A 15,652-nucleotide genomic window follows, 5' to 3' on the forward strand; every position below is an offset into this window, starting at 1 on the left:
GACCCGGCCTCAACTGAGGGAGAAACTAGATGACGACACGCAGAACCGTTCTTGCCGGCGCGGCCGCGCTTGCACTGCCTACAGCGTTATGGCCCTCGCGCGGCCGTGCAAACCCCTATGCCGCCTTCAAGGGCAAGACGCTGGTCGTAAATTTCCCGGCGCACCCGCATTTCGACGCTGTGGCTACCGTTTTGCCGAAGTTTACTGAGGAAACCGGCATCAAGGTCGAGGTCGACAAGCTCCAGTACCTGCGCATGCGCGATAAGCAGATGCTCGAAATGGCCAAGCCCGGCAATGGCGACTATGACCTGCTCGCCTATGTCGTGTTCTGGAAATCCGACTACGCCGGCAAGAACCTGATCGAAGAGATCGGGCCCTATTTCAAGAACGAGAAGCTGGCCCTACCCGACTATGATTTCGACGACCTGATCCCGGGTTATGTCGAGAACCTCGGCCTTGTTGGTGGCCGAAAGGGCTATCTCGCCGGTCCCGGCGCCAAGCTCTACGGTATCCCCTTCGGCGCCGAGACGTCGGTTTTGGGCTACCGGAAGGATATCTTTGCCAAACACGGGCTGAAGGCTCCCGAGACTTATGCTGAGCTGCAGGCGCTGCTGACGAAGATCCCCGAGGCCGAGAAGGGGATGGGTGCGCTGACCTCACGCGGCCAGACCGGCCATCAGGTCGTGCATGCATGGCTTCTTCACATGGCCCCGATGGGCGGCATGATCTTCGACGAGAAATGGCAGCCGGTTTTCAACAACGAGGCCGGCGTCAGGGCGGCCACTTTCTTGAAGCGGATCATCGACACCGGCCCGCAAGGTGGCGCGGCGTTCGGCTTCGACGAGATGAAGACTGCTTTCATGCAAGGCCGCGCCGCGATGTATCTCGACTCGATTTCCGTGGCGGCCGAAGTCGAGGATCCGACGAAGTCGAAAATCGTCGGACAGGTCGGCTGGGTGCCACATCCCGCCGACGTCCGGCGCGGCTCCCAGAGTGGCGGCTTTGGCATCGCGATCCCGAAGAACGCCGCCAACAAGGACGCCGCCTTCATGCTGATGCAGTGGCTGACCTCGAAAAAGGGCGACCGCATGGTCGCGGCGGCCGGCGGCTCTCCCTCGCGCTTCTCGACCTACCAGGACGCCGACCTGCAGAAGAAGTACGCCCACTACGCGACCTTTGCCGAAGCGCTCAAGCACGCCGATCCCGACTGGCGGCCGATCATCCGCGAATGGGACGAGCTCAACGCCCCGATCTTCGGCGTCGCCATGGGCGAGATCGTCACCGGCAGGAAAGAGCCCAAGGTCGCGCTCGACGAGATCATGCCGCGCGTGCGCGCGGTGATGGAGAAGGGCGGCTACTACGGAGCCAACGCGCCGAAGTAGCCACGCCCGACGATCCTCCCGGACCTGCCCTCGCGGACAGGTCGACTGGGGCGGCGCTCGCTTTCGGGCGTCGCCCCCTTTTTCCCAAGGTTCGCGCATGATCTCGCGGCAGGCCCTCAACCGCGCCAGTCCCTACGTCTTCCTGGCGCCGGCTGCCGCCGTCATGCTGGTCGCGCTGGTCAATCCGGTTATGCAATCGGTCTGGCTCTCCTTCCACGAATGGTCGATCGGCACGCCGCCCGACCAGACCCGTTTCGTCGGCCTGGAGAACTATCGCTGGCTTCTGGCCTCGCAGGCGTTCTGGACCTCGGTTTCGGTCACGTTGATCTTTGCTGCGGCCGTCGTCGTGCTCGAGACGGTCTTTGGCGTTGCGCTTGCACTGGCGCTCGACCGCGAACTGCGCGGCATGTCGATGATCCGCACCATCTTCATCCTGCCGATGATGATCGCGCCGATCGTCGTCGGGCTGATCTGGCGCTTCATGTACAATGAGCAGTTCGGCACCCTGACGACCTTGTTCCAGGCGCTGGGCCTCCCGACCGTACCCTGGCTGTCCTCGCCCGATATGGCGCTCGCTTCGGTCATCATCGCCGACATCTGGCAATGGACGCCCTTCATCTTCATCCTGGCTCTGGCGGCACTGCAGTCGCTGCCGGCTTCCGCGATCGAGGCGGCACGGATCGACGGGGCCAATGGCTGGCAGATGATCTTTTTCATAAAGCTGCCGCTGATGGCGCCCGTGATCGTGGTTGCGGCCCTGCTGCGCCTGATCGACGCCTTCAAGGTGCTGGAGGTCGTCTATATCCTGACCGAAGGCGGGCCCGGGCTCTCGACCGAGATCCTGTCGCTGCACATCTACAAGACCGCCTTCGTCAGCCAGCAACTCGGCCGCGCCTCGGCGCTCTCCAATCTGCTGTTGCTGATCGTCATGGCGATCACACTGGCACTGGTCGCAGTCACCAAGCTGCGCGAGGCCGCCGCGCGCCGCGCCTCGGCGCGGGAGGTCTGAGCGATGTCAGCTTCGACGACCCGGAAGGCCTCGCTCGGCAGCTATCTGCTTGTTGCCGTGCTGGCGGGGATCTCGCTCGCGCCCATCGTCGTGATGCTCGCGACCTCGTTGAAATTCAAGACGCAGATCTTCGACGGCAGCGCGATGCTCCTGTTCGCGCCGACATTGAGCAACTACTCAGAGGTTCTCGCCGATCCGCAGAATCTGCGCTACTTGAGCAATTCGCTGATCGTCGCGTCGGTCTCGACCGTGCTGACACTGACCTTCGGCTGCATGGCGGCCTATGCATTGGTGCGCTTTCGCTTCATCGGCCGCGACGTCGTCTCGACTTCGACGCTGCTCATGCGAATGGTGCCGCCAGCCGTTCTGACCGTGCCGGTCTTCACGATTTGGACCTATCAGTACAATCTCACCAACACGCTGACAGGCGTGATCCTCGTCTACACCGCGCTGAATCTCCCCTTCGTCGTCTGGATCCTGCAGAGTTTCATCGCTCAGGTGCCGCGCCCGCTCGAGGAGGCGGCGCGCATCGATGGCGCCAACCCTTATCAGGTCTTCTTCCTGGTGGTGCTGCCTCTGATCAAGCCGGGGCTGGCGGCCGCTGCCATCTTCACCTTCCGCATCGCCTGGAACGAGTTCATCCTGGCGCTCGTGCTGACCAACCGCTTCACCCGGACCATGCCGGTCAAGGTCTCGCTTTTCATCAACGAGCACAACATCGAATGGGGGCAGATCATGGCGATCGGCACGCTGATCGCGATACCGCCGCTGATCTTTACCTTCATGGCCTCGCGCCAGATCATCACCGGCATGACCACCGGCGCGGTCAAGGGCTGATGCTGGACTGGCTCACCCTGCCCATTGATGCGACCCGCCAGCACGAAGTGGCGGGCCTTGTTGCCTGGCATGGACGGCTCATGGTGTTGGCCTGGGCCGTGCTGTGCCCGCTTGGCGTGCTCGTTGCGCGCTTCTTCAAGATCGCGCCGGGGCAGGACTGGCCACACCAACTCGACGACAAGCGCTGGTGGCGCTCTCACCTGACGCTGCAATACAGCGCCGGGTTTGCGATGCTGCTGGGTTTCTGGTTGATCTGGAGCACAGGTCGCACTGGCCAGATGTCAGGCCTTCACGCTTGGCTGGGCTACGCCGTTCTTGCCTTTGGCGCCCTGCAGTTTTTGGCCGGTTGGCTGAGAGGCTCCAAAGGCGGACCGACGCAGCAGCAACTGCGCGGCGATCACTACGATATGACGCCGCGACGCCTGCTGTTCGAATATGTCCACAAGAGCGTCGGATACCTCGCCTTACTGCTCGCGGTAGCCGCCGTTCTCTCTGGCCTTTGGACCGCGAACGCGCCGCGCTGGATGTGGATCGCGCTGCCGGTGTGGTGGGCCGGCCTCCTGGCCTGCTTCGCAATCCTCCAGCGGCAGGGCCGTGCAATCGATACCTATCAGGCGATCTGGGGGCCAGACGTTCAACATCCGGGAAACCGTCGAAAGCCAATTGGAATCGGCTTGCGACGCCCGCAATGAGCAGTACGGCTGGAGGATATAGTGGACACTGTCGTTTCGCACGACCCGCGCTTTGACCGGCTGATCATCGGGCATGCCAAGCTTGAAAAGCTCTGGACTGGAAGCCGATGGGCCGAAGGTCCGGCGTATTTCCCGGCAGGGCGCTATCTGGTCTGGTCCGACATCCCCAACGACCGGTTGATGCGCTTCGACGAAACCGACGGATCGGTCTCGGTCTTCCGGCAGCCTTCCGGCAACGCCAATGGCAATACGACCGATCAAGAGGGCCGGCTCTTAACCTGCGAACACCTGCATCGTCGCGTCACCCGGACCGAGCATAACGGCTCGATCACGGTCTTGGCCGATCGGTTCGAGGGACGGCGGCTGAACTCGCCCAACGACGTCGTCGTCGCGTCCGATGGGTCGATCTGGTTCACAGATCCAACCTATGGCATCGACAGCGACTACGAGGGAGACGCGGCCAAAAGCGAGATCGGGGCGAGCCTGCTGTATAGGCTGACACCGGACGGGCGGCTTGCGGCCATGGCGTTCGACCGCGTTCAGCCTAACGGCCTTGCCTTCTCTCCTGGCGAGAGCTTGCTCTACGTCGTCGATACCGGGGCTTCGCATCAGGCAGGTCTCCCGGTTACGATTCACGCCTATCCGGTTTTGGAAGATGGGGCGGCTTTAGGTCCACCGCGCGTGTTCGCGACCAGCACGGACGGCTTCTTCGACGGACTTCGCTGCGACACGCTCGGCAACGTCTGGACGTCGGCTGGGCGGTGCGTGCTCTGCTACGCCGCCGACGGCACGCATCTCGGCACGATCACGGTCGGGGAGATCGTCGGGAATCTCTGCTTCGGTGGGCTCAAGCGCAATCGCATCTATATTTGTGCGCAAACGTCGCTTTATGCGATCTTCGTCTCGACCCGCGGGTTTTAAAAGGTCGTGCGGAAGGTCTCTTTTCCGACGATAGGAACCCCGATCCGCCCAAAACTGACGGCAAAAAGCCCTCGGCAAGGTCGACCAGACGTGGACGAAAGCCGTGCTTTCGAGAAAATTAACTGAGAAGCCCTTACCTAACTGCCTCGTCCCAGATCGGCATCTATCGATCGGACAAGGGAGGAAACAATGGCGTTCTCATTCTTCAAAAATAATACAAATTCGATTGCAGGCGAAGCCGCGGCTATTCGTCGCGCCCAAGCGGTCGTAGAATTTACACTCGAAGGCAAGATTCTCGATGCAAACGATAATTTCTTGAAGGTTGTTGGCTATTCCAGAGATGAAGTTATCGGACAAAACCATTCGATCTTTCTCGAAAATAGTCACGCAGCTTCGTCAGATTATAAGTCCTTTTGGCAACGACTCGGACGCGGTGAACCATTCACCGCTGAATTCATGCGCGTCGGGAAGGGTGGAAAGCTGATTTGGTTGCAAGCAACCTACACCCCTGTCCTCGACCGTTCGGGCGTACCCCTACGAGCTCGGCCGTCTTGAGGATTGATGCTTGGGGGTGAGAATGTGTCTGTATGGACGTCTATACAGGCACACCGATCAGTCGGCTTGAGATCGTTGAGCGGGGCGGTCGGCGGCGCTTCAGCGATGAAGCGAAACTGCGGATCGTTGAGGAGAGCTATTCGGGTCGGCGACTGGGCTCGGCGACGGCGCGCAAGTACGCGATCACGCGCTCGCAGTTGAACGATTGGCGCGATGCCGCACGTGCCGGTCGGCTTGGTCCCGCTTCAAGCGCTGGGTTCATTCCGGCTGTGATCGTGCCGGAGGTGACGGCGACGACCAGCCCGCTGCCGGTGGATGGCAGCCGGATCGAGATCGTGACGTCGAACGGGCGGCGTGTCGTCGTCGACGGAAGGGTTGATGTTGATACGCTGCTTCGTATCATACGCGGCCTGGAGACGCTGCGATGATCCCGGTCCCGCCGGGGGTGAGGGTCTGGCTTGCGACGGGTTACACCGACATGCGCCGTGGCTTTCCGGGCCTGTCGCTGCAGGTTCAGGAAGTGCTTAGCCGTGATCCGCTGAGCGGGCATCTGTTCTGTTTCCGAGGGCGCCGCGGCGATCTTTTGAAGGTGATCTGGCATGATGGCCAAGGGGCCTGCCTGTTCACCAAACGGCTGGAGCGGGGACGCTTTTTGTGGCCGAGTCCGGCGGATGGGGCAGTGACGATCTCTACGGCTCAGCTCGGCTATCTTTTGTCGGGAATCGATTGGCGTAGCCCCCAGGAAACTTGGCGTCCGACGCGGGTCGGCTAGGATTTGCCTTTGAAATCGCAGGCTAAATCTGATTCACTGGCTTCGTGATGGTGAAGCCGGACGATCTTCCTTCGGACCTCGCGAGTGCCTTGGCGGCGCTGCGGGCCGAACGCGAGGCGCGGTTGCAGGCCGAGGCGGTGGCCGCCAGCGCGCAGGCGAAACTCTCGGACACCGAGGCGTTGATCGCGCATCTGCAGCTGATGATCGAGAAGCTGAAGCGCGAGAAATACGGCCAGCGTTCCGAACGCACGGCACGGCTGATCGAGCAGATGGAGCTTCAGCTCGACGAACTCGTGACCGCGGCGAGCGAGGACGAGCTTATCGCCGCCGCCGCGGCGACGAAGAGCGGGACCGTGCGCGCCTTCACGCGCAAGCGGCCGGTGCGCAAACCTTGGCCCGAGGACATCGAGCGCGAGCGGATCATCATCGATCCACCCTCTGCCTGCGCCTGCTGCGGGGGATCGCGGCTGTCGAAGCTGGGCGAGGACGTGACGCAGACGCTGGAAGAAATCCCGCGCCGCTTCAAACTGATCGAGACGGTGCGCGAGAAGTTCAGCTGCCGGGATTGCGGGAAGGTCAGCCAGCCGCCGGCGCCGTTCCATGCGACGCCGCGCGGCTTCATCGGCCCGCAACTGCTGGCGACGATCCTCTTCGACAAGTTCGGCATGCACGCTCCGCTCAACCGTCAGAGCACGCGCTTCAAGGCCGAGGGGATCGACCTGCCGCTGTCGACGCTGGCCGACCAGGTCGGCCACGGCACCTTCGCCCTGAAGCCGGTCTTCGATCTGATCGAGGCCCATGTGCTGGCGGCCGAGCGCCTTCATGGCGACGACACGACGGTCCCGATCCTGGCGAAGGGCAAATGCGCGACCGGGCGGATCTGGACTTATGTCCGCGATGATGGCCCCTTCGCCGGACCTGCGCCGCCGGCGGCGGTGTATTACGCCTCAAGCGATCGCCGCGGCGAGCACCCTCAAAAGCATCTGGCCGGGTTCGCCGGCATCCTTCAGTGCGACTGTTACAATGGCTTCGAGCCGCTGTTCGACCCGCAGCGGAAGGAACAGCCGATCACGCCGGCCTTTTGCTTCGCCCATGCCCGGCGCGGCTTCTTCGAGCTGGCCGACATCGCGAAAAAGGCCCGCGATGGCGTGAAGGGAAAGCCGGTCTCCCCGGTCGCCCTGGCGGCGGTGAAACGCCTCGACGCGCTGTTCGAGATCGAGCGCGCGATCAACGGGCGCAGTGCCGAGGAGCGGCGGGCAGTGCGGCAGGAGAAGAGCAAGCCGCTTCTCGACGAGATGCATGCCTGGCTGCTGCATGAGCGAGAGACACTCTCGCGCTCCGCCGAGGTCCTGAAGCCGATCAACTACATGCTCAAGCGCTGGGCCGACTTCGCCCGCTTCCTCGACGACGGCAGGATCTGCCTCAGCAACAACGCGGCCGAAAGAGCGCTACGAGGCATCGCTCTGGGGCGGCGCAACTGGACCTTCGCCGGCAGCCAGCGCGGCGCCGACCGCGCCGCCGTCATGCTCACGCTCATCGCCACGGCTCGCCTCAACGACGTCGATCCGAAAGCCTGGCTCGCCGACGTCCTGGCGCGCATCGCCGATCTGCCCGTCTCATGTCTGCACGAACTGCTGCCGTGGCAGTGGCGCCTCCTGCGCGAAGCCGAAAAGCCCGCAGATCAGAAGGCCGCCTGAACTTCACGTGCCGCCATCATAGCCCCCGTGGCCCTCGCGCGAAGGCTTCCGTCATGCGGCCCTCCTCGTATGCGTACGTTCGGGCAAACCGGTGAAGGTGATCAAATTCGCGACCGATATCACGGGCCTCATCGCCAGCTTCGCAGGTGAGCCAACCGCAATCCGGAAATCCCAACCCGTCATCGAGTTCGATCTGACAGGCTATATTCTATACGCGAATCAGCATTTCCTTGATGCTCTTGGCTACACGCTCGACGAGGTCAAAGGAAAACATCATAGCATTTTTGTCAGGCCGGAGGATCGCCGCAGCGACGAATACAAACGCTTCTGGCAAAAGCTCGGACAAGGCAATTATGATTCTGCGCAATATCTACGCATTTCTAAATCTGGCCGTGAGGTCTGGATTCAGGCGACCTATAATCCCATCCTCGATGCGCCCGGCAAACCCTCCAAGGTGGTGAAGTATCTTACCGACATCACTGCCGCCAAACACGCCCAAGACATGCTCAGTGCGGCTGTCGATGAGACAATGCGTGTTGTTCAGGCGGCAAAATCGAATGATCTGACAGGGCGCGTGCCGCTGAATGGCAAAAGCGGCGACATCGCAATTCTTTGCAGCGGCGTGAACGATCTTCTCGACACAGTTACAGGCATTATTCGGACGGTTTCGGAGATTTCTGGCCAAATTTCCAACGGGACGACCCGCATCAATGCCGACAGTCACGCATTGGCGCAACGCACTGAAGAGCAGGCCAGCAGTTTGGAGGAGACAGCGGCAACGACAGAAGAGCTTGCAGCGTCGGTCAAACACAGCTCCGAACGAGCGCAGGAGGCGACCAAGCAGGGCATCGCCGCCAATGAGATCGCCAACCGTGGTGGCACAATCGTCGCCGACGCAGTGATCGCGATGGAGCGGATCGAGAAAGCGTCTGGTGATATCGCCGAGATTATCACGGTTATCGACAACATAGCGTTTCAGACCAATCTCCTTGCGCTGAACGCAGCCGTTGAAGCAGCCCGCGCCGGCGATGCCGGAAAAGGTTTTGCGGTTGTCGCATCGGAAGTTCGGGCATTGGCGCAACGATCGAGCGAAGCCGCCAATGATATCAAGAAGCTGATTACGAACTCGGGGCAGGAAGTCGCAGCGGGTGTGAAACTCGTCAAAGGAGCTGGATCGGCTCTCTCGGACATTGTTGCCTCGTCCACGAGCGTTGCAGCGGCATTGAGCGACATCTCAAGCGCTTCCAACGAACAGGCGAACGGGATCGAGGAGGTTGCAAAGGTCGTCGCCCACATGGACGACATGACGCAACAGAACTCGGCGATGGCTGAACAGAGCTCGCATATCGCAGGTCAATTGCAGGATGCCACAAACGCCTTGCGTACTTTGGTTGAGGCCTTCCGCATTGGGGACGGAAAAATCCATCAAAACGAAGAGCATCGGCGAGGCGATGCAGCCTCGAACCCGACGAGACCACGTTTGGTGGCGATTTAATGTAAGCGATGTCCCGCTGGCACCTTTGCTTGAGCGGTCTGAGCGCCGATCTTTGAAGCCCCTGAGGGCTTCGACACATGACGATTTCAGAGCTTACGCTTAAATCCAGCGACGACGAGCCGGTTCGCCGGTTCGAGGTCTTCACCGGGACCGGGCGCCGACGCGATTGGTCGGACGACGACAAGGCAAAGATCGTGGCGGAGAGCTACGAGCCGGGCGCAACGGTGAGCGAGATTGCGCGCCGCCATGCCTTGTCTCCGCAGCAGCTTTTCGGCTGGCGGCGTCTTTTGCGGCGAGCGCCAGAGCCGGCATCATCGCCCATGTTCGTGCCCGCGGTGGTCGATGCAGTTCGTTGCGAACCCGAGACCGTGAGGCCGCCGGCCACGCGTCGTCGTCGCACTGTCGCCAGGCCGAGCGGCGGGATCGAGATCGAGATTGACGGCGTCGTGGTGCGTGTCGGAACCGGTGCGAGCCCCAAGACGATTGCCGCGGTGATCGGCGCGCTTAAGGGCGGCGCGTGATCGGCCCGACCGGCGCGGTCCGCGTCATGATCGCGACGAAGCCGGTCGACTTCCGCAAGGGCGCGGAGGGCCTGGCCGCGCTGGTGCGCGAGAACATGGGCGCCGATCCGTTCTCGGGCGCGGTCTATGTGTTCCGGGCGCGGCGCGCCGACCGGATCAAGCTGGTCTACTTCGATGGAACGGGCGTCTGCCTGTTCTCGAAGAGGCTGGAAGACGGCAAGTTCCAGTGGCCCGCCATCGCCGACGGCGTCGTGCGACTGACAGCGGCACAGCTTCAGGCGTTGCTCGAAGGCCTCGACTGGCGACGGGTGCATGAACGGCGCGAGACACGGGTCCCCGTCGCGGCAAGTTGATCGTTCCAGACTGGCAAGCCACTGTAATCCATGATTGAATCGGCTTCGTGAACAACGCGGCCAACCCACTGACCAGCGATCCGATCGCGCTTCGGGCGATGCTGGCGGAAGAGCGCGCCGAGAACGAGCGGCTGCGTCAGATCATCAAGGAGTTGCAGCGTCATCGCTTCGGGCGCCGAGCCGAGAGCCTGCCGCTCGATCAGCTCCTGCTCGGGCTCGAGGAGGCCGAGCAGATCGAGGCCGAGGCCCTCGCGGGCGAGGAAGCAGCTGATCCCGTCAAGCATGCCGACCGGGCCAGGAAACGCCGCGCCAACCGTGGAGCACTGCCGGCGCACCTGCTGCGGGTTGAGCAGATCGTCGACGTCCAGGACAAGACCTGCCCGTGCTGCCGGGGCGAGCTGCATGCGATGGGCGAGGATGTCTCCGAGCGTCTCGACATCGTCCCCGCCCAGTTCCGCGTGATCGTGACCCGTCGGCCGAAATACGCCTGCCGGGCCTGCGAGGAGGTCGTGGTGCAGGCGCCGGCACCCGCCCGGCTCGTCGAGGGCGGCATCCCGACCGAGGCAACGGTGGCCCATGTTCTGGTCGCCAAATACGCCGACCACCTGCCGCTTTACCGCCAGGCCCAGATCTATGGCCGGCAGGGCGTGAACCTGGACCGCTCAACCCTGGCTGACTGGGTCGGCAAGGCAGCCTTCCTCCTACGGCCGGTCCATGAGCGCTTGTTCGAGCGGCTGAAGGCATCGACCAAGCTCTTCGCCGACGAGACGACGGCGCCGGTGCTCGATCCCGGCCGCGGCCGGACCAAGACCGGCCAGCTCTTTGCCTACGCCCGTGACGAACGGCCCTGGGGCGGCGCAGACCCTCCTGGCGTGGCCTATCTCTATGCGCCCGACCGCAAGGCTGACCAGCCGATCCGGCATCTTCAAGGCTTCACCGGCGTGCTCCAGGTCGACGGCTACGCCGGCTACAAGGCGCTGGCTGAGAGGAATGCCGTGAGCCTGGCCTTCTGCTGGAGCCACGTCCGACGGAAGTTCTACGATCTCGCGCAAGGTGGCCCCGCGCCAATCGCCACGGAAGCGCTCGCGCGCATCGCGACGCTCTATCAGGTCGAGGCCGACATCAAAGGCTGCTCGGCCGAGGAACGCTGCGCCGCCCGCCAGGCCCGAAGCCGCCCCATTGTCGCGGCGCTGGAGCCGTGGCTCAAGGACAAGCTCGGCCTCGTCAGCCAGAAGAGCAAGCTTGCCGAGGCCATCCGCTACGCGCTCTCGCGCTGGGCCGGTCTCTCACGCTTCCTCGACGACGGCCGCGTCGAGATCGACTCCAACGTGGTCGAGCGCGCGATCCGACCGATCGCTTTGAACCGCAAGAACGCGCTCTTTGCCGGATCCGATGGCGGCGCCGAGCACTGGGCAGTCGTCGCCTCGCTCGTGGAGACCTCCAAGCTCAACGGCGTCGATCCGCAAGCCTACCTCGCCGACGTCATCGCCCGTATCGTCGCCGGCCACCCGCAAAGCCAGCTCGACGATCTGCTGCCTTGGGCCTACGCCTCACAGCCGCTCAAGGCCGTGGCCTGAGAACACCGCTTACGATTTAATTAGAGCGCGAGAGTTTGAATGGCGTGAAAGAAGAGTGGCATATTGCCGCCCTTCTAAAAAATGACGACGATTCATTTTCTGATAATGATTCTGTGCTCATACGATCATTTACCATAGTCAGGTGATTTGATATGTACGATGGCCTCTACCAAATAGCTTATGAATCACAATATAGTCTAGCTCGCGTTTCAAGCACACTTGAAACGCTTCGTAATATTATATTAATATCTAAAACAAACAACGCTCGCATGTCTATTACCGGGGCTCTCATATTCGATGGGCATAAATTTCTGCAAATCCTGGAAGGCAAACAACAGGACGTTGAATCGACATATGCGCGTATCAATGCCGATACTCGCCACCGCGAATCGCGTATAATTTTATCTCGATACGTTCAATTGCGAGATTTTAGCGATTGGTCTATGGGTGGATTTTTGCAGACGGTCCCGATATCTGTCAATATAACTGGCGAGGAAGCTCTTGAAATGGCCAAAAAACTGATGGCTTCGCGTCGGGCATTGAGCTGATTTAATCGACACTGTCGAATTCCTCCGTGGATCCTAAGGCATATTTCGCGCGCTCACGGTAAGGGTGTTTCAGCGTCACCGCGCGACGCTTGTCTGTAAGCGGTGCCCCGATCGCACCTTCTTCGCAGGGGCCTGAGCGGTCAGTATGACGATCCTGATTTGGAGGGTCGTTTTGTGTCTAGGCTTGACCATAGACTTGGGCCGGAGGGCGAAGTCCGGCGCTTTGAGGTGATCAACGGTGCGATTGGCCGCCGTCGCTGGAGCGGCGATGAGCGGGCGCGGATCCTGGAGGAGACGCTCGCGCCTGGCGCGGTGGTATCGGCGGTGGCCCGCCGCCATGGGCTGACGCCTCAGCAACTGTTCACCTGGCGGCGCGAGGCACGTCAGGCGGCCGAGACCCTCCCGGCCTTCGTGCCGGCGGTGATGGCGCAGCCTGCGGGCGCAGAGGAGGAGGTGAGCCCCCCATCGCGATCCCCGCGTCCCAGACGACGCGCGCAAAGACGCCGCATCGCTGCGATCGAGATCGACGTCGGCGGCGTCAAGGTAACGGTCGAAAATGGTGCGACGCGCGCCACGATTGAGGCAGTGATCGGCGCGTTGAAGGGCGGCTCGTGATCGGCCCGACCGGCGCGGTCCGCGTCATGATCGCAACGAAGCCGGTCGACTTCCGCAAGGGCGCGGAGGGCCTGGCAGCGTTGGTGCGGTCATCGGGGATCTCTCGGTTCAGGCTTGGCGTTCACAACCCAAACCTAACCGGCAATCGCCGATGACCACCTCAGCTACACCGCGCTATGGGACACGACCTTAGAAACAACTCGAGAAACTACCGCCCCATGATCCTTATTGAGGAACGATTGAAGCGTAATCGCATACTCTGGATAATGATCAACTGCACCATTAACGCGATAGGATTCCACCAAACCGTTATTTGGATTACGGGCTTGAAAGCCCAGGCGTTCCTTGTTATCTCAATATAATTGTGGCTTACTCGATTCGACAAATCGCTGACGAGTTTGGGATCAGCCTGCGGACTCTCCGTTTTTACGAAGAGCGAGGGCTGTTAAGTCCTGCGCGACTTCCAAAAAGCCCGCTTCAGTTCAATAGAATTTATGACGATACCGACAAGCAGCGGCTAGCTGATGTCATTCGATACAGAAAAATGGGGTTCACAATCACCGAGATATTGCAAGGAAACCCAACACGAAAGCAAATTAAAGAGCAAATTCAACTACTATTTGAGAAAACAAACGAATTAGATGAAGCCATTATTTTATTAAAAAGCGAATTGATGAGTTTGAAATGAATAAAGCTTAGAGCAGAATCCGATCATGTTCCATCGTAGCCAGCCGCGCTGAAGTAGTTGGCGCATTCGGCGGAAGGGAACAGGTCGATGACGCGGCCGATTGCATCACACAGACCGCCGATGGTTCGCTCGGCCGCTTTCCTGAGCATCGCCTTGAGCTCGGCAAAGGCGTTCTCGATGGGGTTGAAGTTGGGGCTATAGGGTGGGAGGTAGCGCAGGTCGGCGCCCGCCGCCTCGATTATCTGGCGCACGCGCGGCCCCTTATGGCTGGACAGGTTATCCATGACGACGATGTCGCCCGGGCGCGGCTCCGGGACCAGCGTCTTGGCGACATAGGTCTCGAAGGCGTCCCGGTTGATCGGGCCGTCGAGCACCCATGGCGCGATGAAGCCGCGCAGGGTCAGCGCGCCCACGAAGGTCGTGGTCTTCGAGTGATGGGGTGGACGCCCCCCGACGGCATCAACGTGCCAAGGTGGTGGTGTTTCAGAGCCACCACAGGAGAGCGCCCGTGACGGAGGTTAGCATCATCGGCCCGAATTTGGCCAAGAACGTCTTTCGGGCGCACGGCGTTGAGAGCTGGCTCGGTTTGTCTGAACAGTTTGCGGTCTGTCGTTAAGTGGATTTCGGCCCTGGTTATGCCGCAACCGGGATTGGCTGCGGCGCGTTGAAGTAGGCCTGATCGGGCGTCTGCCGTCCCAGGCTCTGGTGAGGCCTCTTGCCGTTGTAGAAGGCCAGATACCGGCCGATCGAAGCGCGCGCGTCGGACACGCTGGCGTAGGCGCGCAGGTAGACCTCCTCATATTTGACCGATTTCCAGATGCGCTCGACGAAGACGTTGTCGCGCCAGGCGCCCTTGCCATCCATGCTAATCTTGATGCCGGAGCCGATCAGCAGGGCGGTGAACTCGCGGCTGGTGAACTGCGAGCCTTGGTCGGTATTGAAGATATCCGGCTTGCCGAAGCGCGCCATCGCCTCCTCGACGGCCTCGATGCAGAAGGCGACGTCCATCGTGATCGAGAGCCGCCAGGCCAGGACCTTGCGGCTGAACCAGTCGACGACGGCCGTCAGATAGACGAAGCCCCGCGCCATCGGGATGTAGGCGGTGTGGACGAATTTGATCAAGCATAGCCCTGCCGCGAAGCTGACGATGGACCGGAAGTTCCGAGCTGTCTTTTCGCGGCGGAGGGCGACGCGCTTGAAGCGTTTGAGGGCGCCGATGCCCTGTTCGATGCGGGCGCGCGCCTTATAGAGGGTCCTGGCGAAGAAGGCGGGCTTGTCCTTCTCGTTGTCCTTGTGCGGGATCACTGGCGCGATGCCGCGTGCGCGCGCCATGGCCCGGTTGGCCTTGCTGGCATAACCCTTGTCGCCGATCACGGCGCGGGGCGCGATGTCGGGCCCGAGGTTGAGCAGCACGGCGAAGTGGGGCGCGTCGCCTTTCTCCCCGCCGGTCAGGTCGAAGCCGATGAGCGTGCCCGAAGCATCTGACTTCGCGTGGATTTTGGTCGTGAAGCCGCCGCGCGAGCGGCCGAGCGCCTGGCCCTGCTGCCCCCTTTTGCGCCTGCCGCCGAAACATGGGCGCGCACGATGGTCGAGTCGAACATCTGTATGAGGCGGGCTGACGAACTCAGGCCCGCCAGTGCATCGAAGAAGGCCTCGAAGACGCCCGCCTTGCCAAGCCGGTCGAAGCGCTTCCACACCGTGTTCCAGTTCCCGAAACGCTCGGGCAGCGCTCGCCAGCGCACGTTCTCCACCGTGAAGAAGTGCAGCGCTTCGAGAAACAGTCGGTCGTCCGCCGCCTTGCGCCCCCGGCGCGGCAGGCAGGCCCGGAACACTGTCAACGTGATCGCCCAGTCGTCTTCGTCCATCCGAGTCGACATCGCTTCCGACCTCCAAATCAGTCGGAAACCCATGAATCACATTCGATTCCTCGCTGGAATCGTCAAACTGTTGCTTGCGGCAATTCGTCCACACCGCCTAGCATTACAGTTGC

17 protein-coding genes and 3 pseudogenes are annotated in these 15,652 nt (G+C 61.7%); 16 read left to right on the plus strand and 4 right to left on the minus strand.

The annotated features are described in order from the left end of the window. Positions 1 to 29: 29 nt before the first annotated feature. From SJY11_RS24520 to SJY11_RS24595, 16 genes are all read left to right on the plus strand, one after another. On the plus strand, positions 30 to 1,382 hold the full coding sequence (locus SJY11_RS24520; protein ID WP_376989502.1) for an ABC transporter substrate-binding protein: 1,353 nt from the start codon (positions 30 to 32) through the stop codon (positions 1,380 to 1,382). A 97-nt stretch (positions 1,383 to 1,479) separates the two neighbouring features. Next, entirely contained in the window at positions 1,480 to 2,391 is a 912-nt protein-coding gene (locus SJY11_RS24525) for a carbohydrate ABC transporter permease (RefSeq protein WP_376989504.1), read from the plus strand. Positions 2,392 to 2,394: 3 nt separating this feature from the next. Further along, positions 2,395 to 3,228 (plus strand): carbohydrate ABC transporter permease, encoded by an 834-nt coding sequence (locus SJY11_RS24530; RefSeq protein ID WP_376989505.1) that lies wholly within the window; start codon positions 2,395 to 2,397, stop codon positions 3,226 to 3,228. Continuing rightward, entirely contained in the window at positions 3,228 to 3,920 is a 693-nt protein-coding gene (locus SJY11_RS24535) for a cytochrome b561 domain-containing protein (protein WP_376989506.1), read from the plus strand. The genes SJY11_RS24530 and SJY11_RS24535 overlap by 1 nt, the downstream gene beginning before the upstream one ends. 21 nt (positions 3,921 to 3,941) lie before the next feature. Further along, the gene (locus tag SJY11_RS24540; protein ID WP_376989507.1) at positions 3,942 to 4,841 is read left to right on the plus strand and encodes an SMP-30/gluconolactonase/LRE family protein; all 900 of its coding nucleotides are present in this window, start codon (positions 3,942 to 3,944) and stop codon (positions 4,839 to 4,841) included. 189 nt (positions 4,842 to 5,030) lie between these two features. Continuing rightward, positions 5,031 to 5,396: a PAS domain-containing protein gene (locus tag SJY11_RS24545; protein ID WP_376989508.1), complete on the plus strand. Its 366-nt coding sequence runs from the start codon at positions 5,031 to 5,033 to the stop codon at positions 5,394 to 5,396. Positions 5,397 to 5,428: 32 nt separating this feature from the next. Further along, on the plus strand, positions 5,429 to 5,824 hold the full coding sequence (tnpA, locus tag SJY11_RS24550) for an IS66-like element accessory protein TnpA (protein WP_376986773.1): 396 nt from the start codon (positions 5,429 to 5,431) through the stop codon (positions 5,822 to 5,824). Then, the gene (gene tnpB, locus SJY11_RS24555) at positions 5,821 to 6,168 is read left to right on the plus strand and encodes an IS66 family insertion sequence element accessory protein TnpB (RefSeq protein ID WP_376986771.1); all 348 of its coding nucleotides are present in this window, start codon (positions 5,821 to 5,823) and stop codon (positions 6,166 to 6,168) included. Before tnpA (SJY11_RS24550) ends, tnpB (SJY11_RS24555) begins: the two co-directional genes overlap by 4 nt. Positions 6,169 to 6,215: 47 nt before the next feature. Further along, positions 6,216 to 7,865 (plus strand): IS66 family transposase, encoded by a 1,650-nt coding sequence (gene tnpC / locus SJY11_RS24560; protein ID WP_376986770.1) that lies wholly within the window; start codon positions 6,216 to 6,218, stop codon positions 7,863 to 7,865. Positions 7,866 to 7,956: 91 nt separating this feature from the next. Continuing rightward, positions 7,957 to 9,360, plus strand: coding sequence for a methyl-accepting chemotaxis protein (locus SJY11_RS24565; protein ID WP_376989509.1), 1,404 nt, complete (start codon positions 7,957 to 7,959; stop codon positions 9,358 to 9,360). A gap of 77 nt (positions 9,361 to 9,437) precedes the next feature. Then, the gene (gene tnpA, locus SJY11_RS24570) at positions 9,438 to 9,881 is read left to right on the plus strand and encodes an IS66-like element accessory protein TnpA (protein ID WP_376989510.1); all 444 of its coding nucleotides are present in this window, start codon (positions 9,438 to 9,440) and stop codon (positions 9,879 to 9,881) included. Beyond that, a complete protein-coding gene (tnpB, locus tag SJY11_RS24575; RefSeq protein WP_376986912.1) occupies positions 9,878 to 10,234 on the plus strand; it encodes an IS66 family insertion sequence element accessory protein TnpB in 357 nt (118 codons plus the stop codon). Before tnpA (SJY11_RS24570) ends, tnpB (SJY11_RS24575) begins: the two co-directional genes overlap by 4 nt. 98 nt (positions 10,235 to 10,332) lie before the next feature. Further along, positions 10,333 to 11,811, plus strand: coding sequence for an IS66 family transposase (gene tnpC, locus SJY11_RS24580; RefSeq protein WP_376989519.1), 1,479 nt, complete (start codon positions 10,333 to 10,335; stop codon positions 11,809 to 11,811). Positions 11,812 to 11,963: 152 nt separating this feature from the next. Continuing rightward, positions 11,964 to 12,359 (plus strand): BLUF domain-containing protein, encoded by a 396-nt coding sequence (locus SJY11_RS24585; protein ID WP_376989511.1) that lies wholly within the window; start codon positions 11,964 to 11,966, stop codon positions 12,357 to 12,359. Positions 12,360 to 12,587: 228 nt separating this feature from the next. After that, positions 12,588 to 12,974: an IS66-like element accessory protein TnpA gene (tnpA, locus tag SJY11_RS24590; RefSeq protein WP_376989512.1), complete on the plus strand. Its 387-nt coding sequence runs from the start codon at positions 12,588 to 12,590 to the stop codon at positions 12,972 to 12,974. Positions 12,975 to 13,338: 364 nt separating this feature from the next. Beyond that, the gene (locus SJY11_RS24595; RefSeq protein WP_376989513.1) at positions 13,339 to 13,662 is read left to right on the plus strand and encodes a MerR family transcriptional regulator; all 324 of its coding nucleotides are present in this window, start codon (positions 13,339 to 13,341) and stop codon (positions 13,660 to 13,662) included. A gap of 23 nt (positions 13,663 to 13,685) precedes the next feature. Here the strand turns inward: SJY11_RS24595 and SJY11_RS24600 are convergent. The 4 genes and pseudogenes from SJY11_RS24600 to SJY11_RS24615 form a co-directional block, all read right to left on the minus strand. Next, positions 13,686 to 14,102: pseudogene (locus tag SJY11_RS24600) on the minus strand (transposase); the annotation flags it as partial. Positions 14,103 to 14,295: 193 nt separating this feature from the next. Beyond that, a pseudogene (locus SJY11_RS24605) lies at positions 14,296 to 14,760 on the minus strand (transposase); the annotation flags it as partial. 84 nt (positions 14,761 to 14,844) lie between these two features. Next, positions 14,845 to 15,186: pseudogene (locus tag SJY11_RS24610) on the minus strand (transposase); the annotation flags it as partial. Beyond that, positions 15,111 to 15,572 (minus strand): transposase, encoded by a 462-nt coding sequence (locus SJY11_RS24615; RefSeq protein WP_376989514.1) that lies wholly within the window; start codon positions 15,570 to 15,572, stop codon positions 15,111 to 15,113. The pseudogene SJY11_RS24610 and the gene SJY11_RS24615, both read right to left, overlap by 76 nt. Positions 15,573 to 15,652: the final 80 nt, after the last annotated feature.

It is taken from the genome of Allobosea sp. R86505 (assembly GCF_042466375.1).
Taxonomy (GTDB): Bacteria; Pseudomonadota; Alphaproteobacteria; order Rhizobiales; family Beijerinckiaceae; genus Allobosea.